The organism is Hymenobacter frigidus, assembly GCF_014640435.1.
GTDB classification, from domain to species: Bacteria; Bacteroidota; Bacteroidia; order Cytophagales; family Hymenobacteraceae; genus Hymenobacter; species Hymenobacter frigidus.
Window position 1 is genome coordinate 96,160 of the sequence record NZ_BMGY01000010.1, and the last position, 20,673, is coordinate 116,832.

At 61.4% G+C, this 20,673-nt stretch carries 17 protein-coding genes; 11 read left to right on the forward strand and 6 right to left on the reverse strand.

Features of this window, described 5'->3' with window-relative positions; all coding sequences use genetic code 11:
- The first annotated feature begins 217 nt into the window (after positions 1 to 217).
- Positions 218 to 2,086, forward strand: a complete 1,869-nt coding sequence (locus tag IEW17_RS07600; RefSeq protein ID WP_188561437.1) for a M1 family metallopeptidase — start codon at positions 218 to 220, stop codon at positions 2,084 to 2,086.
- A 152-nt stretch (positions 2,087 to 2,238) separates the two neighbouring features.
- Positions 2,239 to 5,394, forward strand: a complete 3,156-nt coding sequence (locus IEW17_RS07605) for a TonB-dependent receptor (protein ID WP_188561438.1) — start codon at positions 2,239 to 2,241, stop codon at positions 5,392 to 5,394.
- Positions 5,395 to 5,434: 40 nt separating this feature from the next.
- On the opposite strand, the gene IEW17_RS07610 is transcribed toward IEW17_RS07605, so the two are convergent.
- Positions 5,435 to 5,959 (reverse strand): acyl-CoA thioesterase, encoded by a 525-nt coding sequence (locus IEW17_RS07610; protein ID WP_188561439.1) that lies wholly within the window; start codon positions 5,957 to 5,959, stop codon positions 5,435 to 5,437.
- 298 nt (positions 5,960 to 6,257) lie between these two features.
- Here IEW17_RS07610 and IEW17_RS07615 point away from each other — a divergent pair, with 298 nt between their 5' ends.
- Genes IEW17_RS07615 through IEW17_RS07625 form a run of 3 tightly spaced genes read left to right on the forward strand, consistent with a single transcriptional unit; the run spans position 6,258 to position 10,365 of the window.
- On the forward strand, positions 6,258 to 8,294 hold the full coding sequence (locus tag IEW17_RS07615; protein WP_188561440.1) for an FAD-dependent oxidoreductase: 2,037 nt from the start codon (positions 6,258 to 6,260) through the stop codon (positions 8,292 to 8,294).
- Positions 8,278 to 9,912, forward strand: a complete 1,635-nt coding sequence (locus IEW17_RS07620; RefSeq protein WP_188561441.1) for a hypothetical protein — start codon at positions 8,278 to 8,280, stop codon at positions 9,910 to 9,912. Before IEW17_RS07615 ends, IEW17_RS07620 begins: the two co-directional genes overlap by 17 nt.
- Before the next feature lie 27 nt (positions 9,913 to 9,939).
- Positions 9,940 to 10,365: a hypothetical protein gene (locus tag IEW17_RS07625; RefSeq protein ID WP_188561442.1), complete on the forward strand. Its 426-nt coding sequence runs from the start codon at positions 9,940 to 9,942 to the stop codon at positions 10,363 to 10,365.
- A gap of 4 nt (positions 10,366 to 10,369) precedes the next feature.
- Here the strand turns inward: IEW17_RS07625 and IEW17_RS07630 are convergent, their stop codons facing one another.
- Together IEW17_RS07630 and IEW17_RS07635 are read right to left on the reverse strand one after the other, a co-directional pair.
- Positions 10,370 to 10,972 carry a Uma2 family endonuclease gene (locus IEW17_RS07630; protein WP_188561443.1) on the reverse strand — a complete coding sequence of 201 codons (603 nt, stop codon included), beginning with the start codon at positions 10,970 to 10,972 and terminating at the stop codon, positions 10,370 to 10,372.
- Between the two features lie 88 nt (positions 10,973 to 11,060).
- Entirely contained in the window at positions 11,061 to 12,527 is a 1,467-nt protein-coding gene (locus IEW17_RS07635; protein ID WP_188561444.1) for an aldehyde dehydrogenase family protein, read from the reverse strand.
- A 283-nt stretch (positions 12,528 to 12,810) separates the two neighbouring features.
- Here IEW17_RS07635 and IEW17_RS07640 point away from each other — a divergent pair, with 283 nt between their 5' ends.
- Positions 12,811 to 13,986, forward strand: a complete 1,176-nt coding sequence (locus IEW17_RS07640) for a phosphatase PAP2 family protein (protein WP_188561445.1) — start codon at positions 12,811 to 12,813, stop codon at positions 13,984 to 13,986.
- 84 nt (positions 13,987 to 14,070) lie between these two features.
- Here the strand turns inward: IEW17_RS07640 and IEW17_RS07645 are convergent, their stop codons facing one another.
- On the reverse strand, positions 14,071 to 14,733 hold the full coding sequence (locus tag IEW17_RS07645; protein ID WP_188561446.1) for a hypothetical protein: 663 nt from the start codon (positions 14,731 to 14,733) through the stop codon (positions 14,071 to 14,073).
- Between the two features lie 327 nt (positions 14,734 to 15,060).
- On the opposite strand from IEW17_RS07645, the gene rluF reads away from it, so the two are divergent.
- The 4 genes from rluF to IEW17_RS07665 all read left to right on the forward strand — a co-directional run bounded on the left by rluF (position 15,061) and on the right by IEW17_RS07665 (position 18,601).
- Complete coding sequence (rluF, locus tag IEW17_RS07650) at positions 15,061 to 16,095, forward strand: 23S rRNA pseudouridine(2604) synthase RluF (protein ID WP_188561447.1); 1,035 nt, start codon at positions 15,061 to 15,063, stop codon at positions 16,093 to 16,095.
- A 43-nt stretch (positions 16,096 to 16,138) separates the two neighbouring features.
- Complete coding sequence (locus tag IEW17_RS07655) at positions 16,139 to 16,984, forward strand: hypothetical protein (protein ID WP_188561448.1); 846 nt, start codon at positions 16,139 to 16,141, stop codon at positions 16,982 to 16,984.
- Positions 16,985 to 16,992: 8 nt separating this feature from the next.
- Positions 16,993 to 17,994 carry a 23S rRNA (adenine(1618)-N(6))-methyltransferase RlmF gene (gene rlmF / locus IEW17_RS07660; RefSeq protein WP_188561449.1) on the forward strand — a complete coding sequence of 334 codons (1,002 nt, stop codon included), beginning with the start codon at positions 16,993 to 16,995 and terminating at the stop codon, positions 17,992 to 17,994.
- 103 nt (positions 17,995 to 18,097) lie between these two features.
- The gene (locus IEW17_RS07665; RefSeq protein ID WP_188561450.1) at positions 18,098 to 18,601 is read left to right on the forward strand and encodes a cold-shock protein; all 504 of its coding nucleotides are present in this window, start codon (positions 18,098 to 18,100) and stop codon (positions 18,599 to 18,601) included.
- A gap of 98 nt (positions 18,602 to 18,699) precedes the next feature.
- On the opposite strand, the gene IEW17_RS07670 is transcribed toward IEW17_RS07665, so the two are convergent.
- Together IEW17_RS07670 and IEW17_RS07675 are read right to left on the reverse strand one after the other, a co-directional pair.
- The gene (locus IEW17_RS07670; RefSeq protein ID WP_188561451.1) at positions 18,700 to 18,963 is read right to left on the reverse strand and encodes a hypothetical protein; all 264 of its coding nucleotides are present in this window, start codon (positions 18,961 to 18,963) and stop codon (positions 18,700 to 18,702) included.
- Positions 18,964 to 19,020: 57 nt separating this feature from the next.
- Positions 19,021 to 19,323: a hypothetical protein gene (locus IEW17_RS07675; RefSeq protein WP_188561452.1), complete on the reverse strand. Its 303-nt coding sequence runs from the start codon at positions 19,321 to 19,323 to the stop codon at positions 19,021 to 19,023.
- Positions 19,324 to 19,721: 398 nt separating this feature from the next.
- On the opposite strand from IEW17_RS07675, the gene IEW17_RS07680 reads away from it, so the two are divergent.
- Positions 19,722 to 20,633: a DUF5694 domain-containing protein gene (locus IEW17_RS07680; RefSeq protein WP_229748870.1), complete on the forward strand. Its 912-nt coding sequence runs from the start codon at positions 19,722 to 19,724 to the stop codon at positions 20,631 to 20,633.
- The last annotated feature ends 40 nt before the right edge of the window (positions 20,634 to 20,673 follow it).

Sequence of the window (20,673 nt, forward strand, 5' to 3'; positions counted from 1 at the left end):
TCTCCGCCCCGCCGCTTCTCCACTGGCTGGCTGGCTGGCTGGCTGGCTGGCTGGCTGGCTGGCTGGCCGGCCTCCTTCCCCGCTCCCCACTGCCCATCGTTCCACAGCCCTTCCCGCTCCCTCCAAAGCAGTTTTGGCCGGCCCGCACGCCGTCAGCTACCTACTTTTGCCCACCGGCCTGCATCTTCCGCCGCCCGCTCATTGTCTATTGCCCCGTATGATTCGAACCCTGCTTACCCTCCTCCTGCTCGCTGGCCTCGGTCACGCGGCAGCCGCGCAAGCCCTCTACATGCCGCGCGATATAAAGGCCGCTTTCGATAAAGGCACCCGCGCCCCCGACGGCCGCCCCGGCCCCAAGTACTGGCAAAACCGCGCCCGCTACGACATCACGGTGCAGGCCGCGCCGCCCGCCCGTGACATTCGTGGCCGCGAAACCATCACCTACTTCAACAACAGCCCCGACACGCTGAAGCAGGTGGTGCTGCGCCTCCTGCTAAATATTCACCGGCCCGGAGTGGCCCGCGATGCCGATGCGTCGCCCAACTACCTCACCACCGGCCTCGTCATCGACACCCTCCAGGTGGGCGGCAGCCCGGCCCGCCCTTTCCCGACCGACCAGGGCCTGGGCACCGTGCAAAGCGTGCGCCTGCCCCGCACCCTCGCCCCGCGCGATTCGGTCAAATTCACCATCGCCTGGCACTTCCCCGTTTCCATTGAAAGCGGCCGCGAGGGCATGATTGACCCTACCACTTACTTCCTGGCCTACTTCTACCCCCGCATTGCGGTGTACGACGACTACGCCGGCTGGGACCGCCTGCCCTTCGTCGATAGCAAGGAGTTCTACAACGATTTCAACGACTACACCCTGCGCGTGCAGGTACCGGCCAACTACATCGTGTGGGCCACCGGCACCCTCCAAAACCCGCGGCAAGTGCTGCAGCCCGCCGCCGCCAAGCGCCTGGCTAGGTCCATGACCAGCGACGCCGTTATCCACGTCGCCACCGCTGCCGACCTCGCCAAAAACACCATCACCGCCCAGCTACCCACCAATACCTGGGTCTGGACTGCCCGCGACATTTCCGACGTCACCTTCGGCCTCAGCAACCACTACGTTTGGGATGCTGCCAGTGTCATCGTCGATGCCAAAGCCAAGCGCCGCGCCAGCGTGCAGGCCGCCTACGCCGACTCCACGGTGGATTTCCGGCAGTCGGTGAAGAACGCGCAGTACGCGCTGGGCTGGTTCTCGAACCCCAGCAACTGGCCCGGCGTGGCCTACCCTTTCCCCAAAATGACGGCCTTCCAGGGCTTTGCCGACATGGAATACCCGATGATGGTGAACGACAGCCCGCAGGAGGACCCCAAGTTCGCGCAGTTCGTGCAGGACCACGAAATCGCCCACACCTACTTCCCGTTCTACATGGGCATCAACGAAAGCCGCTACGCTTTCATGGACGAGGGCTGGGCCACCACGTTTGAGCTGCTCATTGGTCGCAGCGAAAACGGCGCGGAAGCCGCCGATAAGGCCTATAAGCAGTTTCGGGTAAACCGCTGGATTAACGACCGGTCCTCCGTTCAGGACCTGCCCATCATCACACCCAGCAGCGAGCTGCGCGGCGGCTACGGCAACAATGCTTACGGCAAGCCCTCGCTGAGCTACCTGGCCCTCAAAGACATGCTGGGCGACGCGCTGTTCAAGAAGGCGCTGCACGAGTTTATGGACCGCTGGCACGGCAAGCACCCCATTCCGTGGGACTACTTCAACTCGATGAACAGCGCCACCGGCCAGGACCTGAACTGGTTTTTCAACAACTGGTTCTTCACCAACGGCTACATCGACCTGGCCGTAGCGCCCGTCACCGGCCCCGCCATCACCGTGCAGAATATCGGTGGCTTCGCCGTACCCTTCGACATGGCCGTGGAGTACACCGACGGCAGCCGGGAGACCCTGCACCAGTCACCGGCCGTGTGGCAAGCCAACCAAAAGCAAGCCAGCATTACGGTGAAAAAACCCGTGAAATCGGTAGCGGTGACCGGCGGCATTTTCATGGATGCCAACGAAAAAGACAACACCTGGACGCAGCGCTAAAGGCGCCAACACCCACGAAACCGACTGCGACGAAAAAGCCGTAAGTTGGGCAACCAAAACCCCACGCTAAACGTCAGCGCGGGGTTTTGGTTGCCCAACTTACGGCTTTCCTGCTTCCATCCGGCATTACCGTCCGCTTCTAACTACCCGGTATGAGAAAATTATCTTTACTCTTTTTAGCCTGCCTGCTGCCATTTTTAAGCTTTGCCCAGTTGACCACCAGCGCACTAGAGGGCCTGGTTTCGGGCCCGGACGGCGCGGCTGTTCCGGGGGCTACGGTGGTCATCACGCACGTGCCCACTGGTACGCGGAGCGGTACGCAGTCGGATGCGGGCGGCAAGTTCTTGCTGAACAACCTGAAGCCCGGCGGCCCCTACGCGGTGCAGGTCAGCTTTGTCGGGTTTACCCCCCAACTCAAGCAAGACCTGTACCTGACCCTGGGCAAAGTGGCCCGGCAGACGTTTACGCTAATGGAAGCTACGACCACGCTGGACGAAGTGGCGGTGACGGGCAACAAAAGCGACCCGTTCACGGCCGACAAAAACGGCCAGGCTTACTTCATCAGCCAGCAGGCCATCCAGAACCTGCCCACGCTGAACCGCAGCTTGAGCGACCTGACCAAGCTCATGCCGCAGGGCAACAAGAACTCCTTCGGGGGCTCCAACTACCGCTTCAACAACCTGAGCATCGACGGCATGGCCACCAACGACGTGCTGGGGTTTCAGGAGCCGGCCAGCGGCGCGGCGGGGTCGGTGGCCTCGGGCACGCCCGGCGCGCTGGCCGGCACGCAGCCCATTTCGATTGATGCCATCGACGAAATTTCGGTGGTGATTTCGCCTTTTAACGTCACGCTGGGCAATTTCACGGGGGCCAACATCAACGCCGTAACCAAAAGCGGCACCAACCGGCTGGCGGGCAGCATCTACAGCTTCGCCCGCAACCAGCTTATCACCGGCCGGAGCGTGGACGCCGACCGCGCCCCCATTCCCCGCTACTACGACGTGCAATCGGGCGTGAGCATCGGCGGCCCCATCCTCAAAAACCGGCTTTTCTACTTCGCCAACTACGAAAACCAGCGCCGCGAGGAGCCCGTGCTCTTTGCCCCCGGCGACCCCGGGGCCATTGTACCCGTGGCAGTGGCCCAGCAGATAAGCGCCCGCCTGCAAAGCAAGTACAACTACGACCCTGGCACCATTGGGGCGGCCACCATCCAGCGCAACAGCGACAAATTTCTGGTGCGCCTCGACTACAACCTCTCCGACAAGCACCGGCTGAGCTTGCGCGACAATTTCGTAACCGGCTCGGCCGATAACCTGGAACGCTCGGCCAACATCCTGAACTTTGGCAACCAGGGCTTCCGGCACCACAGCCGGACCAACAGCTTGGTGGCCGAGCTGAAAAGCTCGTTCAGCAACCAGGTTTCCAACCAGCTCATCGTGGGCCTGAACACGGTGTCGGAGAACCGCACGTACAACGGCCGCATTTTTCCGCACCTCGAAATCAACTACAACACCGCCACGTCCATTTTTGCCGGCACCTACCGCGAAGCCGCCATCTACGGCTCCGACTTGAGCACCACGCAGCTCACCGACAACCTCACCATCTTCAAAAACCGCCACACGCTCACGCTCGGTACCAACAACGAGCTGAACAACATCGAGTACCGGTTTCTGACGGCGTTCAACGGGCGCTGGCAGTACTCGTCAGTCGATGCCTTTTTGCAGGACCGGCCCAACCGCGTGCGCGGCGTGTACAACACCGAAAACAATGGCGTGGAGTACAACAAGAACCAACCTTCGGCCGATTTTCGGGTGCTCTTAATGAGCGCCTACGTTCAGGACGACTACCGCGTGAACAACCGCCTGACCGTGCAGCTGGGCCTGCGCCTCGACCTGCAGGTGCACCCCGACAAGATTCCGTTGAACCCCGCCGTGGCCAAAAATCCGGAATTCAACCGGTACCAGAACAAGTTTGGCGGCACGCCCCAGCTCAACCCCCGCCTGAGCTTCAACTACGCCCTCAACGAGGCCAATACCATGCAGGTGCGCGGCGGCTCGGGGCTGTTCACGGGCCGCATCCCGTTTGTGTGGTACGCCTACGCGCACTACGTGTCGGGCAACCGCTACAACAACATCGACTACCGCCCCACCGGTGCGCTGCCCATCGCCGAAGACCTGTCGGCCCTGCAGTCGGTGCAGCCCAACATCGCGGAAATCAACCTGATTGACAACGACTTCAAGCTGCCCCGCGACTGGAAATCCACGCTGGCCTTCGACGTGAAACTGCCTTACGACCTGACGTTCACGGCCGAGGGACTGTATTCGAAAGTGGTGTCCGGGATGTTGTTTCAGTCCATCAATTTCAAGGATAACAAGGCCAATTTTCAGGGGGCCGATACCCGCCCTTACTTCGCCACCACCGGCAACACGGCCAAAATCGACCCGCAGTTCACCAACGTATTTGTGATGGGCAACACCTCCCAGGGCTTCAACTACAACGCCACCTTCACGCTCAGCAAGCGCATCCCGAACGTGCTCGATGCCTCGGCTGGCTACAGTTACGGCCAGAGCAAGGACCTCGTGAACGGCGTGCGGGTGTCGCCGGCCGCCAACTACGAATGGAACCAGTCGCTGGTCGCCAACAGCCCCGCTCTATCTTATTCCAATTTCGACCTACGGCACAAGTTCATCGGCAGCGTGCTCTACAACCTGCGCGTGAAGGAGCGCATGACCCTCTCGGCCAACCTGATTTACCTGGCGCGGTCGGGCAGCCCCTTTTCCTTCGTGAACGAAGGCGACGTGAACCGCGACGGCTCGGCCAAAAACGACTTGCTCTATATCCCGCGCGACCGGTCCGAAATAGCCCTGGCCGACATTACCAATGCTCAGGGCGCCGTGCTGGTGTCGGCGCAGCAGCAGTACGACCAGCTGGCCAGCTACATCGCGAAAGACGACTACCTGGCCGGCCGGCGCGGCAACTACGCCGAACGCAACGCCGCCCGCACGCCCTGGACCCAGCAGCTCGACCTGCGCCTCACCGCCAAGCTGCCCCTCACCAAAGCCGGCACCCAGCGTCTGGAAGTTTCCTTCGACTTCATCAACCTCGGCAACCTGCTCAATCGGGAATGGGGCCTGCAGTACTTCGTGCCCAACATCAACAACTCGGGCTACGCCCTGCTCGATTTCGTGCGCATCGAAAACCAGCGGCCAGTGTACCAGTTCAAAAACCCCACCGGCTCGCCCTGGCAAACCGACCCCATCAACTCGCGCTGGCAGGGCCAGCTGGGGCTGCGCTACGCGTTTAATTAGCGGTTATGGCACCTCACCTCACCCCCGGCCGCACGAAACCCTACTCTTCCATTCCTGCGGCCCGACGCAGCTTTTTCAGTTGCTGGCGCACCTCCTTCACCCGGTCGTCGAACCCGTCGGGGTCGTAGTTTACGTCTTCCACATCGAGTTCGTCGAGCAGGTCCATCATGGCATTGGCGTGGTCGGCGCGGGTGCCAGCGGGCATCGTCACGTAAGCCATTTCGGACCACAGCAGAGCCAGCAGGCGCGTACCGTCCTCGCTGCGCATCTGCATTTCCAGCACCAGGCTGGAGTTGTCGAAGTGAATAAGCTGGCTCAGGATGCGCACCTGCCCGCCCTGCCGCGCCGGCTTCAGGTAGCTGATGTGGTGCTTGGTAATGACCCAGACCGCGTGCTGCTCGCGGGCCAGCTCGCCCATATTCAAGGAGTAATGCGCGGTGGTGTGGTCCTCGCGGGCATTCAGGAAATAATCGAGGAAGCGGGCGTTGTTGAGGTGGCCCAGCATGTCGCAGTCCTGAAAGTGGACGCGGTGGGTGGTTTCGGGCGTTTGGATGAGGCGAGGCATAAGCGGCAAACGTGGCTTGGGAAGGCAAAGGTCGATGATGGAAGTAGAACGTCATGCTGAGCGCAGCCGAGGCATCTCGCCAGAACCTCACCCCCGGCCCCTCTCCAAAAGAGAGGGGAACCACGGCGGCGCGACCGTCTGCAACCATTAAGCTCCCCTCTCTTTTGGAGAGGGGCCGGGGGTGAGGTTCTGGCTGCGCTCGGCATGACGTTCTACTTCCCCAGCCCAAAAAACTACTCGGCACGCCTAACACTTTGCGGAAAAATCCTTACCTTTTACCATCCAAAATTCCCGCATCATGTTCACGCTTACGCCCGACCGTTCCGCCGTCCTCCAAGCCCTGGCCGACACCTTCATACCCGCCCTGGCCGATGGCAGCCCGGCCGGGTCTGCAGGGCTGAACCTGGAAAAATTGCAGGATGCGCTTCGGGAGCAGCCAGCGGGTGCCCAGGCTGAGTTCGGCAAGCTGCTCGACCTGATGGAGAAGCCGCTGCTGGGCCTGACGTGGTTCGGACCGTTGAAGTCCTTCCGCAAGCTGGACGCCATCCAGCGTGAGCAGCTGCTGCAGAGTTGGGCTGCTTCCAACGTGCCGCAGCTGCGCAAGGGCTTCAACGCGCTGCGCAAGCTCTGCACCCTGCTGTACTACGGCGGCAGCATGGCCGAAGTGCCGGCTGCGTGGGGCCACCTCGGCTACCCCGGCCCCGACGAGCGGCCCGTCGACACGCCCAAACCAATCCACACCCTGCACCCCACGCAGGGCGCGGTATACGAGTGCAACGTGCTGGTGATTGGCAGCGGCGCGGGCGGCGGCGTAGTGGCCGGCGAGCTGGCCCAGGCCGGGCACGACGTGCTGGTTATCGAAAAAGGTCCTTATTGCCACGGCTGCGACTTTACGCAGCGTGAAGTAGACATGCTCGGCGCGCTCTACGACGCCAAAGGCACCCTGAGCACCCAGGATGGCAGCATCGGTATCCTGGCTGGCTCCTGCCTGGGCGGCGGCACCACCGTGAACTGGGCCGGCGCCTTCCGCACCCCCGACTACGTGCTGCAGGAATGGGCCCGCGAGCATGATGCACCCCATTTCAACACGCTGGCATTCAAAGAAAGCATCAACGCCGTGGCCCGCACCATTGGCGTGAACACCAACTACACCCGCCACAACGGCCAGAACCAGGCCTTGTGGGACGGCTCCACCAAGCTGGGCCAGGAAGTGAAGCTAATTCCGCGCAACGAAAAGGGCCTGACCGATTCTGATAGCGACTTCCGGGCCCTCGGCTACACCTCGCTGGGCGATGCCCACGGCATCAAGCAGGGCACCCTGAATACGTACCTGCTCACGGCTTTTGAGCACGGAGCCCGCATTCTGGCCGACACCAAAGTTGACCGCGTAACCATTGCCCAGGGCCGCGCCACCGGAGCCGAAGCCGTGCACACCATGCCTGACGGCCGTACCGTGCGCGTCACGGTGAAGGCGAAGCGCGTGGTGGTGGCCGGCGGGGCTATCCAAACGCCGGCGCTGCTACTGCGCTCCGGCCTGAAGCACCCGCACCTGGGCCTGCACCTGCACCTGCACCCCACGGTGGTGGTGGCCGGCCGCTACCCCCACCCCATGAACTCCTGGCACGGCCCCAGCATGAGTGTAGTGAACGACACTTACACGATGCTGCACGGCACCAATTTCGGCGCGAAGCTCGAAACGCCGCCCACCCACCCCGGCCTGCTGAGCATGGTGCTGCCGTGGCGCTCGGGCCGCCAGCACCACGAAATGCTGCGCGATGCCGACCACCTCGGCTCGTTCATCGTGCTCACCCGCGACCGCGACGGCGGCCGCGTGACCATCGACAAAAACGGCATGCCGCTGATTGATTACGCCCTGTCAGATTTTGACCGGACCAATATGCTGGAAGGCGTGCGGGCCGCCGCCCAAATCCACGTAGCCGCGGGGGCCCACACCGTGTACCTGCCCCACGGCACCCTGCCCACGCTGCACGCCGAAAACGGCGTATTGCAGAACCCCGCCGTGCTCGACCAGCTGCCGCACCTAAGTTGGAAGCCCAACCAATTCGGCCTCTACAGCGCCCACCAGATGAGCACCTGCCGCATGGGCGGCGATGCGGCCACGCACCCGCTCAAGCTCAACGGCGAAACCGTGGAAGTGCAAAACCTCTTCGTGGCCGATGGCTCGGCATTTCCGGCGTGCAGCGGAGTCAACCCCATGCTCACCATTATGGCGCTGGCGCACTTTACGGCCCAGGGCCTGAAAAATCAGGTAAAGCAGGCAGCCCACGCGGTACCTTTGGCCCCGAACCAGGGCCAATATGCACCGCAACTTTAACGAGAAAACCCTCCGCCGGATAGGTACCACCGTGTTTTTTGGCGGCTTGCTGCTGCTGGGCCTGTTGCTTACCAGCGACTACGGCATGTGCTGGGACGAACCCGCCGAACGCCACGCCGGCTACATCAGTCTGCGCTACGTGGCCCAACGCTTCGCCCCTTCGGTGCTAGCGGCCGGCCACCTGGCCAACCTGCCCGAGCTAGCCACTTATTCCGATGCCGACCACGGCGTGGCCTTCCAGCTGCCCATGGCCGTACTGGAGGCCATCTTCTTCCGCCACGACCTGCGCGGAGCCTACTGGATGCGGCATTTTCTGTGCTTCGCCACGTTTGTACTCGGGACCTGGGCCGTGTACCGGCTGGGCCGTGAGCGGTTTGGCAGCTGGCGCTGGGGGCTGGCGGGGGCCGCCCTATTGGTGTTGTCGCCCCGCATTTTTGCCGAGGCCTTTTATAACTACAAGGACTTGGTGTTCATGAATTTGTTTGCGGTGGGTGGCTACACGCTCACGCGGCTGCTGCGCCGGCCCACGGCGGGCCGGGCGCTCACGCACGCTCTGGTCACGGCCCTGGCCACCGATGTGCGCATCATGGGCCTGCTACTGCCCGCGCTCACAGTAGCTTTCGGGGGGCTGGAGATGTGGGCACGGCCGGTACGACGGCCGGCCTTCGTACGTGCCCTGGGCCTATACTCAGCAGCGGTGGGGCCGTTGGTGGTATTGTTCTGGCCCTACCTCTGGGAAGCGCCTGTGCAGCGCCTGTTGGCGTGTTTCAAGAGCTTCCGGCACTACCGCCAAGATCTGACGGTGCTGTACTTGGGTAAAATACAGTCATGCCAGAATCTACCCTGGCACTACCTCTCGGGGTGGATACTGATAACCACACCCGTGGCGTACTCCCTGTTATTTATTGGAGGCGTGGCTAGTGTACTGCGCAATTTTTTCCGGCAGCCGCAGCAGACGCTGCTCCGCGTAGCTACCCGCCGCGACCTGCTTTTCGGGGCTTGGTGTGGGGGCACGCTGGTGCTGCTAGTAGGTATCAACTCGGTCGTGTACGACGGCTGGCGACACGTCTATTTTATTTATCCGGCCTTCATGCTACTGGCCGTGCGGGGCCTGTGGGCGGGCGTACGGGCCTGGCGGGCCGCCCCACCGGCTTCGGCCACGCGGCGGCTGGGTTGGGTAGCGGGCGCGGCGCTGGCGCTGGGCGTGGCCCACACGGCCGTGCGCCAGGTAGCCGACCACCCGTACCAGCATGCGTATTTCAGCTTCCTGCCTGCCCCCACAACGGGCCGGCTCTTCGAGCGAGATTATTGGGGCGTATCGAGCCGCGACGGGTTGGCCTGGATAATGGCGCATGACCGCAGCGCCATTATCGCCGTCAGCGACACATTACTGATGGTTGGACCAGTACGCAACAATGCGCTGCTGCTGCCCCTGGCCGACCAGGCCCGGCTCCGGTTTGTGCCCCATGCGCAAGCGCAGTACTACATTGGCCTGTACCGCTGGCACCCAACTCCCTACGATACCACCGTCTATGGCTCGGTTGTGCACGAGATTCGGGTAGCAGGCCTGCCCATTCTCACGGTGTTCCGCCGGCCAGGCCAGGATTTACGTAAGTAAGTGCACTCGGCTCTACTTCTTTCGCACATGATGCCTTCTCCTCTCCGTTCCGTATTCCTGGCCGGGCTGCTAGCCTTCAGCCTGATTACCACCAGCTGCTCTATTTTCCGGCACCGCAGCAAATCAGCTCCAGTAGTCGAAACCGTGCGCACGGCCAACTCGCCCACCCCGCCCACTGCCGCCCGCGACCTGGCCGATGTTATGGCCACCGACCTCCAGCTTACCCCTGACCAAACGGCAAGGGTTCGCACCATCCTCACCAGCACCGTGGAGCAGGCTAACGCCGCCAAAAGCAAGTTCCCGGCCCAATCACCCCAGCTGCTGGCCGAGCAGAAGCGCATCAACATAGCCTCCCAAAAAGAGCTTCAGCAGGTGCTGGGCCCTGCCAAGTTCAAGCAATTGCAAGCCAACCGCCGCAAAATGGCCGCCGAGATGCAACAACGGCAGAAGTAGCCGCCTACGGATGCTCCGGAGCCGAAATCAGCGCCAGCGGGGCCACATCGGTGTCATCATAGACATCGGCCAGGGGCAGCCGCAGGTTCAAATCCGGAATTTCCAGCACATCGGCCGGGTCGCTCAGCACCGTATAAATCCACTGGCCCATGTCGTCGCGTCGAAACCACTCCAGTACCCAAGCCGTCTGCGACACCAAGATGTAATGACGCAGCGAGGGAATCTTCTTGTATTGATTGAACTTTCGGCTGCGGTCGTACTCGGCGGTCGACGGCGAGAGGACTTCCACAATTAACACGGGCTGACGAATCAACAACGGGTCGCGTCGGTCACTGGGGTCGCAACTCACCATCACATCAGGGTAGGTGTAGTGAAAATCGTTCTGTACCGCTAAGCGCACGGATTCATCATATAATCGACAGCCTCGTTGTCGCACCCCGGGCCGCAAGCCAGCCACAATATTTCCTTTTATCAGGTTGTGCGGAATGGTCCCACCCGCCATCGCGAATACTTTCCCATCGAAATACTCATGCCGCACTTCACTCTGGGCTTCCAAAGCAAAATATTCAGCGACAGTATATCGGTTTTGGATTTCGGGTTGTCCCATGGTTTGGCAAGAATTTACTTTCAAAGGTAATACTTCGCAAATTCCACGGGCCGGGTGCAGCTACCCCTTGCGGTCTGCATTCAGGTGGCTACAGGTACTTCACCATCAAGTCAACCAGCTTCTGCACCTTGCTGGTATAGGGCGGGTACATGACCTTGATACCGGTGAAGCCCACGCGCTGGCGCATCACGCCTTTTTCGTTGCTGAACGCCAGAAAGCCCGCGTGCCCGTGGGCCTTACCGAGGCCGCTGTTGCCCACGCCGCCGGCGGGCAACTCGGGGTGCGCGAAGTGCAGTACGGTTTCGTTCACGCCCGCGCCGCCAGCCGAGATGCTGTCGAGCAAATAGCGGCGGTTTTCAGCGCTGGTACTGAACACGTATTGCGCCAGCGGCTTGAGGCGAGCGTTGACGTAAGCGGTTGTTTCGCTCAGGTTTTTGAAGGTAAGTACGGGCAGCAACGGGCCAAATATCTCCTCTTCCAGCACCCGGGCATCGGCCGGCACGTTGGTCAGAATGGTCGGCTCGATGTAGTTCTGCGACTCGTCCACGGTGCCGCCGGCGGCCACCGTGGCCCCTTTGGTTTGGGCATCCTCAAGTAACCCAGCGAGGCGGGCGAAATGGTGCTGGTTTACCACCCGGGCCAACGAGTCGGAATGTTCGATGCCCGCGCCGGTGGGGTTGTAAGCCCGTTGGATGGCGGCTGTGAGCTCGGTAAGCAAGGCCGGCTGCACGCTTTCCTGCACCAGCAGGTAATCGGGGGCCACGCAGGTCTGGCCGTTATTCAGGAATTTGCCCCACACTATTTTCTCGGCGGCGTCGCGCAGGTTGGCCGTTTCGTCTACTACGGCGGGGTTCTTGCCGCCAAGCTCCAGCGTCAGGCCCGAGAGGTGCTCGGCGGCGGCGCGCATCACAATCTTGCCCACCTCGGGGCTTCCAGTGAAGAAAATATGGTCCCAGGGCAGCTTCAGCAGCTCGGTGGCGACTTCTTTGCCGCCTTCCAGCAGCAGCACTTCTTCGGGCCGAAACAGGTCCTGGCACAGCTTACGCAGCAGGGCCGAGGTGGCAGGCGTTTGCTCGGCGGGCTTAACCACCACCGCGTTACCGGCCGCGATAGCCGAAATCAGCGGGCCCACGGCCAGGTAAAACGGGTAGTTCCAGGGCGCGATAATCAGCACCACGCCCTTGGGCTCCACCTGCACCCACGAGCGGGTGCCCAATAGCGCCATACTCACGCCCACCGACCGCGGGGCCATCCACTTTTTGAGGTGACTGCTGGTGTGCTTCAACTCCACCAGCGAGGTCCAGATTTCGGTCAGGTCGGTTTCGGCGGCGGGCTTGCGAAAATCAGTGTAAAGCGCCGCCTGAATATCGGTGCGGTGCGCGTGCAGCCAGTTACTAAGCTTTTGCAGGCGGGCGCGGCGGGCCACCACGTCCTCGCGGCGTAGGGCGGGTGCGTGCTGCCGCAAGGCATCAAACTGCGCCTGAAACAAGTTGGCGATGGGGGCCGAAGTTGAAGCAGCGGCAACAGCAGCAGGCACTAAAACATTAGGTTGCATGAGCAGAAGGATTGACGACACCAAAAAACCGCCGGGCAATACCCTGCTGGCTTGCTGAAAGATACAGCACCGCTGCAACATTCCGGGTCGCTGTCCGTCAGCGGGTGAAATAGCGGCCGCGTGTTAGCCCAGCATAACTCCGGTGTTACCTTTGTCGCCTGCTATGCGGGCTGCGCCTGCCCATTCTCGTTCCACTACACCCCCGCCCCACGCGCTTATCAACGGGCCGGGCCGCTGTTATTATTGCTGTTTATCCGTGAGTTTTTATTACCCCTGCCGTACTATGCGGCTAGTTTTTGCGCTGCTGCTTGGTCAGTTTTTCCTTCCTACCGGCTTTGCCTACGCGGCCCCGTCCACGGCGAGCGTTACGGATTCCACTATCCTTGAAGCTTCCAGCGCCCGGCCCGACAGCGTGACGGCGCCCGTCGAGGCCCCTGCCACGTCGCCATTCGAACTGATTCCCGTCGACACGACCTTGCTGAATCATACCCGCGATGCCAACGGCCGGATTTCAACCTACACCGTGGCCCCGGGCGTAACCTGGCACTACGCCAAGCCCCGGCCCTTCCGCTGGGCACTGCACATCCCGCGCGATTTGGGCCAGTTCCCGGCCTATGCTTTCCGCCGCGAAAACGCCGAAACGCTGACGGGCCTGGCCGTGAGCTCGGTGGTGCTGTGGGTGGCCGACCAGGCTATTCTGGATTGGTCGCAGGATTTTGGCCGCTTCATCGGCTTGACGCCCAAGAGCACGCAAAAGTCGCTGGTTTACATTCCGTTTCGCCTTGGCTCGGCCAATTTGCCGTTCGAGTTCAACGTACCCGACAACCTCAACAGCACGTTCTACTACCTCGGCGATGGCTGGACGCACCTCGCCGTGGCTTCCAGCTTCTGGATTTACGGTGGCATCAAGAAGGACAACCGCGCCCTGCAAACGTCCAGCCAGCTCGGCGAGGCCATTTTCAGCACCGGCCTTGTAGTGCAGGGGCTCAAGCGCCTCACCGGCCGCCAGAGCCCCTACGTGGCCACCAAAGACCGCGGCGAGTGGCACCTTTTTCCGTCTTACAACCGCTACCAAAGCTTCGTGCCCAACTACGACGCCTTCCCGACCGGCCACATGGCCACGGCCATGGCCACCGTCACGGTTGTCGCCGATAACTATCCCGAGTATCATTTCATTCGTCCCTTGGGCTATTCGCTCATCGGTCTGCTGGGCTATTCTATGCTCAACAACGGCGTACACTGGGCTTCCGATTATCCCATTGGTGTTGCCCTGGGCTATGCTTTCGGCAAAATTGCCGTGCGCGCTGGCCGCACCCGCGTTGCGGCCGCCACCGACCCGGCCATGCAGGGCACCGGCCTGGCGCCACCCGCCCGCCCTCAGCCCTGGTACCGCAAGGGCAAGTTTGCGCCCTACAACTACGGCCCATTCACCGGCGCATCCTGGTCGCTACGCTGGTAAGCTGGCTTCTCAGAAACAAAACACTGCAAAAAAGAACCCCGCCTCAGTCAAGGAGCGGGGTTCTTTTTTTGCAGTGATGAAGCCTTAGTTGAACAGGCCTTTTTTCACGGTGCGGTTGCCGTCTTCATCAATTTTAATCTTCGTGCCGTCGGCCCGCTTGATTTTGACCGAGCCGTCGTCGTCACGCTTCACTTTGGCCCCGTTGACGTATTTGGTCTTGTGGTCGCCATCGTTTTCATGCTCCATTTTCTTTACACCCGAGCCCTGGCCCGCGTTACCACCGCGCGGCGCGGCAGTGCTGATGGGCTCTACCCGGGCCGGCACCAGCGAGTAAGGGCCATCGCCGTAGGAGGCGCGGTTGGCCGAGTAGGTGTTGTAATAGGTCGGGTTGTTCAGGGCCGTGCGCACTTCCGCATCGGCCTGGTCGTTGGTTTCCCGCATGGCTAAGTACCGGCCAGTGGTGTCGGTGGCATAGCGGGTCTGGTACTCGCCCATCCGGCGGCCGCGGGTGTAGTAGGTCCGCTCAATGCGTGTGACCACCACGGTATCGGTCAGTTTTAGGTCTTCAGCCACCCGCGCGGCCAGGCGGCGGGCTTCGTCGTGCGCGGCCATCGTGTCGGGGATTACCACGGCGGTATTGGCATCGGTAACGGGCACGGTGGTCGTGGTTTCAACCTTTTTCTCCTGCGAACAGGCGGCGGTGGCCAACGAAGCGGCGGCCAGCAGGCCAAGCAATTTGATATTCATGTACAAAAGAATTAAAGAAAAAAGGACGGTCAGCTGACCCTATTTATCGGCTGATACGAAGGCATCGGACCGGAGGTTTTAGCTCGGCTATGCGGTTGGTTTGGGCTGTTGGCAGCAGCGGTTGTATCAGGCCTTCTTTTCAAATACACCAGTGCCGTAATACAAGCAATAACTATTCGTAAAAATTTACAAATAAGCACGTTATCTATTTCAATCTGCCCATTTTTATCTTTCACCCCCGTGCAAAAGGCCGTACCTTTGCGCCATCCATGCCCGCGGCGCATTTGCGTTGCACGGTTTCTGGTATCTTTCTTTAATCCTGCGCCGATGCCCCCCGTTTCCTCCACCCGCCTCAATAAATTCATCAGCGAAAGCGGCATGTGCTCGCGCCGCGAGGCCGACCGCTACATCGCGCAGGGGGCGGTGCTACTCAACGGCAAGCCCGCCCAGATAGGCGACCAGGTGGGCCCGCGCGACCGCGTAACCGTGAACGGCCACAAGCTGGAGCCCAAGCAGGCCGAAGATGCCGTGTATCTGGCGTTTAACAAGCCGGTGGGCGTCACCAGCACCTCGGAGCCGGGCGTGCGCGGCAACATCGTGGACTACGTGAACCACGCCGCCCGCGTGTTCCCCATCGGGCGGCTCGACAAGGACTCGTCGGGCCTGATTTTCCTGACCAGCGACGGCGACATCGTGAACAAGATTCTGCGCGCTGGCAACCAGCACGAAAAGGAATACGTGGTGACCGTGAACCGCATTCTGACCGACCAGATGCTGGACGAAATGGCCAGTGGCATCCCCATGCTGGGCGTGGTTACCAAGCGCTGCGTGGTGCAAAAAGAAACGCCTTACATCTTCCGCATCACGCTGGTACAAGGGCTGAACCGCCAGGTGCGCCGCATGGTGGAGCATTTTGGCTACGAGGTCACCAAGCTGGAGCGCGTCCGCATCATGAACGTGAACCTGAAGGGCCTGCCCGTGGGCGACTGGCGCGAGCTGACTCCCCCCGAGCTGGCTGGCATCATGAAAATGGTGGCCAAGTCGAGCGGTACCGAGGAAGCCTCGGGCGGCCGGCGCACCCCTAAGACCGCGCCCGCTGCGCCCGGCGAAGGCCGCCCCCGCAAACCGGGGCCACCGTCGATGCACAACCCCTCGGGCACCGGCTGGTGGGGCCCACGCCCCGAAAAGCCCAAGCCCGGCGGTCCTCAAACCGGCCCCGGCACCAGACGCCCAGCCAAAGCCGGCCCCGGCGGCGCGGCGCGTCCCAAGAGCAACGGCCCCGGTGGCCCGGCCCGGCCCAAGGGCGGCAGCCTGGGCAGCCGCCCGGCCGGACGCAGCAAAGGCCCGAGCCGGCCCCGCTAGCTCCCTGCGGAATTATCGCTCCTTGGTTTGCCGTTAGCCCCGAATGAAGCACCTGCTCTTTGTCCTTTGCCTGTGGCTGCCCGGCGGGCCCGGCGGCGCGGAAACGCCCGCCCCGCTGGCTCCACTCCGCATTGCCGAGCAGTTTGTGGCTCGCGAGGGCTGGCCGCCGCTAAAAAGCTACCTGTGCTGCGAAGCCGCCGGCCAGGCCAAAAACCAATCCCTCGGCCAGCAGATTCCGTCACGCGTGGCCCGCACCTGCCAGCTGGTGCGCCAGGATTCGACCACGGCGGTGGTGGCGGTAGAGCTGCGCGACTCGGTGAGCCGGCGCGACTTCTACCTGCACTTCCGCAACGGGGAAACTGGCTGGAAGCTGGGGGCCATCCGCAACCTGGCCATGACGCACCTGGGGCCGCCCATGGTGGCGCTGCTCGCGGCCATGCCGCCGGCCGAAGTAGCCACCTACAACCTGAAGCACCCCGACGCCGACCACGCCTTCACGCTGGGCAACCTGAGCCTGTGGACCAGCGCCGACGCCGACATTGCCGCGCACTTTTATCGCAACCAAACCAAGTTTCAGCAACTGGTGCGGCTGGTGCAAAAGGGCGGCTATTTCGCTGCGGCCATGGCTCCGGGTGAAGCAACGGATGAGCAGGCCGCCAACGCCGACCCCGCCGTACACGCCCTACTCCGCCAACTCTACCTGGGCCGGGTCACGCGCCGCGCTACCAATTGCGGCAGCTGCCTGGCCTTCGTTATCGGGGGCAAAACCGATAGCACGGTGGGCCTGCTCTACCAGCCCCAACCGGCGCAGCTGCCCGCCATGCACCCCGACGGCCTCATGGTGCTGCGGCCATTGGCCGGCGGCTGGTACCTCTACAAAACCGCATAATTAACTCAATGAAGCCTACTGCCGCTCCTGGTATTACCGAAAAAGACGTGTTGCACCCGCGCAACCCGCACCGCGCCCCCTACGATTTCCCACAACTCAGCAAGGCCAGCCCGGAACTCGCGGCTTTCGTGCGCCCCAACCCATATGGCGTCCAGTCGATTGATTTCGCCAACCCGGCCGCGGTGAAAGCCCTGAACCGAGCGTTGCTGCGGCAGTTTTACGGCATCGAGCACTGGGACATCCCAAAGGGCTACCTGTGCCCACCCATTCCCGGCCGAGCCGACTATGTGCATTACCTGGCCGATTTGCTGGCCGGAAGCAACGGCGGCACCCTGCCGCCCGGTGAGGACATTCTGGTGCTCGACGTGGGCGTGGGGGCCAACTGCATCTACCCCATCATCGGCCGCCGCGCATACGGCTGGCACTTCGTGGGCTCCGATGTGGACGGCGTAGCGGTGCGTGCCGCCCAGCAGATTGAGGCGGCCAACCCATCCCTGGCCGGTGCCATTGAGTGCCGGTTGCAGCCCGCCCGCACCCGCATCTTCGACGGCCTTATTCAGGCCGGCGAGGGGTTCGACCTCACCATGTGCAACCCCCCGTTTCATGCCTCGGCGGCCGAGGCAGCAGCCGGCGCTCAGCGCAAGAGTACTGGTCTGGGCACCGGCCCGGGCACTACCGGCCGTGGCCCCCGGCCAGTCCTGAATTTTGGCGGCCAAAACAACGAACTGTGGTGCGAAGGCGGCGAGGCGGCCTTTATTCGCCGCATGGTGCAGGAAAGCGGCCGGCGGCCCGGCTCGTGCTACTGGTTCACCACGCTGGTGTCGAAAAAAGACACCCTGCCCGGCGTGTACCGGGCCCTAAAGACGGCTGGTGCCACCGAGGTGCGGACCATCGACATGGCCCAGGGTCAGAAAAAAAGCCGGCTCGTGGCCTGGACTTTTCTCTCGCCCAGGCAACAGGAAATCTGGCGGCGCACCCGCTGGAACAGCGTCCCCGAGGCCGGACATTGATTGCCCTTCTTATATTGCGTATCTTCGTAACAATTCACTCCTCCGGCGGCTTATCTATCCTGATTACGCCACACGGATACAATTGATTTAGCAACACAGCACTATGGGTAGGTCTCAAGAGACATTTGGTAAGAAAGACAACGAGAAAAAGCGCGCTAAGAAGAAAACCGAAAAGGAAGAGCGCAAAGTTGAGCGCCAGGCAAACGCCAAGGCCGGCCAGCCGCTGGAAGAAATGTTCGCCTACGTGGACGAAAACGGCAACATTACGGCCACCCCGCCCGACCCCACCAAGAAGCGTATCATCAAGGACGAGGATATCCGCATCAGCATTGCCAAGCAGGAAGACCGGGAGCCCGAAGACACCTTGCGCACGGGCTCAGTCACTTTCTTCAACACGTCGAAGGGCTACGGCTTTATCCGCGACTCGCAGACGCAGGAAAGCATTTTCGTGCACGCCAACGGCTTGTCCGGGGCTACCATCGGCGAGAATGACAAAGTGACGTTTGAGGTAGAAATGGGCCCCAAAGGCCCCAATGCCGTGCGCGTGAAGCTGGCCAGCGCCACTCCGCCCCCCGCAGCCGCTCCGGCTCCGACCCCAGCCGTATAAGTTTCGACTTCCCACCCAACACCGCAAAAGCGGCGGCCGCTCCCGGGAGCAGCCGCCGCTTTTGCGTGTATCGTGCACACAGATGCTGCGGGGAGCAGCTAGGCGTTGCCGTCCATAGCGGCGAGGCTGCCTTCGGCGGCCAGGGCGTCGGCGGTAGTAGTGGCATCTGCCGGAGCCGGAATGTCGGCCCCGTTCAGGCGCTTCGAGAGGTAGCCCAGGCCCAGGGCTACGAGGGCAGCCCCGCCTACTACCTTCTGGGTGGTGCTGAGTTTGGCGGTACGTAGCTTTTTAAGCGACTTGGCAGCCCCGCTCAGCAGGGTGTTTTTGCCCGCTTTATTCTTTTTGACTTTGGTCTTTTTCATCTTAGAGAGGATTAGAGGATTGGCAATGCGTGGGGTGCTGGTCCGGCGATACCGGGGTCAGGCTTTCGGGACTTTGCGGCGGGGGCGCGATACTACTGCCGGAGCGATGGCCTGGTCGGCGTCGGAGGGCGGCGTAGCGGCGGGGGCCGGCGGGGCCGGAGTCGCGTCGGAATCGAGGGTGGCGAGGTAGGCCAGACCTGCTGCGGCGAGGGCCAGCCCGCCCACCAGCTTTTGCCCGGTGCTGAGCCTGGAGATTTCGCGGGTCACCTTTCGGAATTTCTTTAGCGAGGTGCGCGCGACGTCCAGCAGGTCTTCCGCTACCTGTTCTTTCTTCGAGTCCTTCTTTTTGTCTTTAGCCATAAGAATCCGGGGTGAAAAGGTTTTCAGCAGGAGTTGCAACGGGAAACCCATGGGTTTGAGCGAACAAGCGCCCCACCTGCTTTTGCTCGACCGGCGAATTACTGTATTCGCAAGCCGGGCCTCAAAAGTTGCCGTTTTGTTGGGAGATTGGCAGTGGGTGTACGCTGATTATCAGCAGCAAGACTTGGCTAAAGCGAGCGACAGCTAAAAGCGACTATCCGAGGCTATTGCGGAATGGCTTGTCTACTTGCGGTATCGATTCTGCTAATGATGAGCTAAATTGGCAAGTGCATACCCTGTTCATTAAGCGCGTTTCTGGACTGGTTAGCCAGAATGATTCCAATTGGAAACTCCTTCCAACTCCTACTACCAGCGTGGTTCCCGACGCTTAGCGCGCCTTGAGCTATTCCCCATCGAAGTTGGTGCGCTTATTCAGCGCAGCCAGGCGTACATCAGCCACAGGCCGAAGCTACGGGCGTGGTTATCAGCCAGCCACTGCCGCCACTCGACGCGGCATGAAAAGCAGACGCGGGTGGCTATTCCGTTTGCATTGGCCGCTTCCGGATGACGGAAGGGCCAACGGGCTTATTGCTAAATCAGCTGTGCGAATTCCAGTAGCTTTGGCAACTTACCACTCGGCTTCACTCAACCATTTAGCTTTCCTGTTGTCAATGAAACAGTTTTTCCTTTTTCTCCTCTGCTTTGCCTTGGCCACTACCGGCTTTGCCCAGCCCCTGCAAAGCGACATTCTGCTGCTGGGTACGTTCCACTTTAACAATCCGGGAGGTGACGTTGCCAAGACCAAAACCTTCGATGTGATGACACCCAAGGTGCAAGCCGAATTGGAAAACATCGTCAAAAAAATCAGCGTCTTTCACCCCAACAAAATCTTCGTGGAGTGGCCCTGGAACGAGCAGCAGGAATTGGATGTGCTCTACGAAGCCTACCTCGGCGGCAACTATGAGCAGTACATCAACGCGACTTATCCGAAGCCCAGCAAACGTGATTTCTACTTGAAAAGTGAAATCATTCAACTCGCCTTTCGGGCGGGCAAAAAAGCCAAGCTGACCCGGATTCACGCAATCGATTACAAAAAAACCTCCTTCCCCTTCGATAGCGTGATGAAGGCCATGCAGACAGCCAAGCAAGTGGCGCTGATGCAGCAGGCGCAGGAAGCCAGCAAACGCTACGAAACCAGCCAAAACAAGAAGCTGGAAACGTATACCCTCACGCAGCTTTTACTAGATGCCAATACGAAAGAAAAATTGGTCCTGGAAAAGGCACTTTACATGAACTGTGTTAAAAATTAAGGGGTGAGGGTGAGTTTTGAGCTAAAATCAGCTTGATAGG

What these genes read in the sequence shown, in the direction of transcription:
- IEW17_RS07635 (WP_188561444.1), bottom strand. Translation starts at nt 12,527, where the DNA reads ATGCAACCTAATGTTTTAGTGCCTGCTGCTGTTGCCGCTGCTTCAACT.
- IEW17_RS07645 (WP_188561446.1), bottom strand. Translation starts at nt 14,733, where the DNA reads ATGAATATCAAATTGCTTGGCCTGCTGGCCGCCGCTTCGTTGGCCACC.
- IEW17_RS07670 (WP_188561451.1), bottom strand. Translation starts at nt 18,963, where the DNA reads ATGAAAAAGACCAAAGTCAAAAAGAATAAAGCGGGCAAAAACACCCTG.
- IEW17_RS07620 (WP_188561441.1), top strand. Translation starts at nt 8,278, where the DNA reads ATGCACCGCAACTTTAACGAGAAAACCCTCCGCCGGATAGGTACCACC.
- IEW17_RS07630 (WP_188561443.1), bottom strand. Translation starts at nt 10,972, where the DNA reads ATGGGACAACCCGAAATCCAAAACCGATATACTGTCGCTGAATATTTT.
- IEW17_RS07615 (WP_188561440.1), top strand. Translation starts at nt 6,258, where the DNA reads ATGTTCACGCTTACGCCCGACCGTTCCGCCGTCCTCCAAGCCCTGGCC.
- rluF (WP_188561447.1), top strand. Translation starts at nt 15,061, where the DNA reads ATGCCCCCCGTTTCCTCCACCCGCCTCAATAAATTCATCAGCGAAAGC.
- IEW17_RS07605 (WP_188561438.1), top strand. Translation starts at nt 2,239, where the DNA reads ATGAGAAAATTATCTTTACTCTTTTTAGCCTGCCTGCTGCCATTTTTA.
- IEW17_RS07665 (WP_188561450.1), top strand. Translation starts at nt 18,098, where the DNA reads ATGGGTAGGTCTCAAGAGACATTTGGTAAGAAAGACAACGAGAAAAAG.
- IEW17_RS07640 (WP_188561445.1), top strand. Translation starts at nt 12,811, where the DNA reads ATGCGGCTAGTTTTTGCGCTGCTGCTTGGTCAGTTTTTCCTTCCTACC.
- IEW17_RS07625 (WP_188561442.1), top strand. Translation starts at nt 9,940, where the DNA reads ATGATGCCTTCTCCTCTCCGTTCCGTATTCCTGGCCGGGCTGCTAGCC.
- IEW17_RS07675 (WP_188561452.1), bottom strand. Translation starts at nt 19,323, where the DNA reads ATGGCTAAAGACAAAAAGAAGGACTCGAAGAAAGAACAGGTAGCGGAA.
- IEW17_RS07600 (WP_188561437.1), top strand. Translation starts at nt 218, where the DNA reads ATGATTCGAACCCTGCTTACCCTCCTCCTGCTCGCTGGCCTCGGTCAC.
- IEW17_RS07655 (WP_188561448.1), top strand. Translation starts at nt 16,139, where the DNA reads ATGAAGCACCTGCTCTTTGTCCTTTGCCTGTGGCTGCCCGGCGGGCCC.
- rlmF (WP_188561449.1), top strand. Translation starts at nt 16,993, where the DNA reads ATGAAGCCTACTGCCGCTCCTGGTATTACCGAAAAAGACGTGTTGCAC.
- IEW17_RS07610 (WP_188561439.1), bottom strand. Translation starts at nt 5,959, where the DNA reads ATGCCTCGCCTCATCCAAACGCCCGAAACCACCCACCGCGTCCACTTT.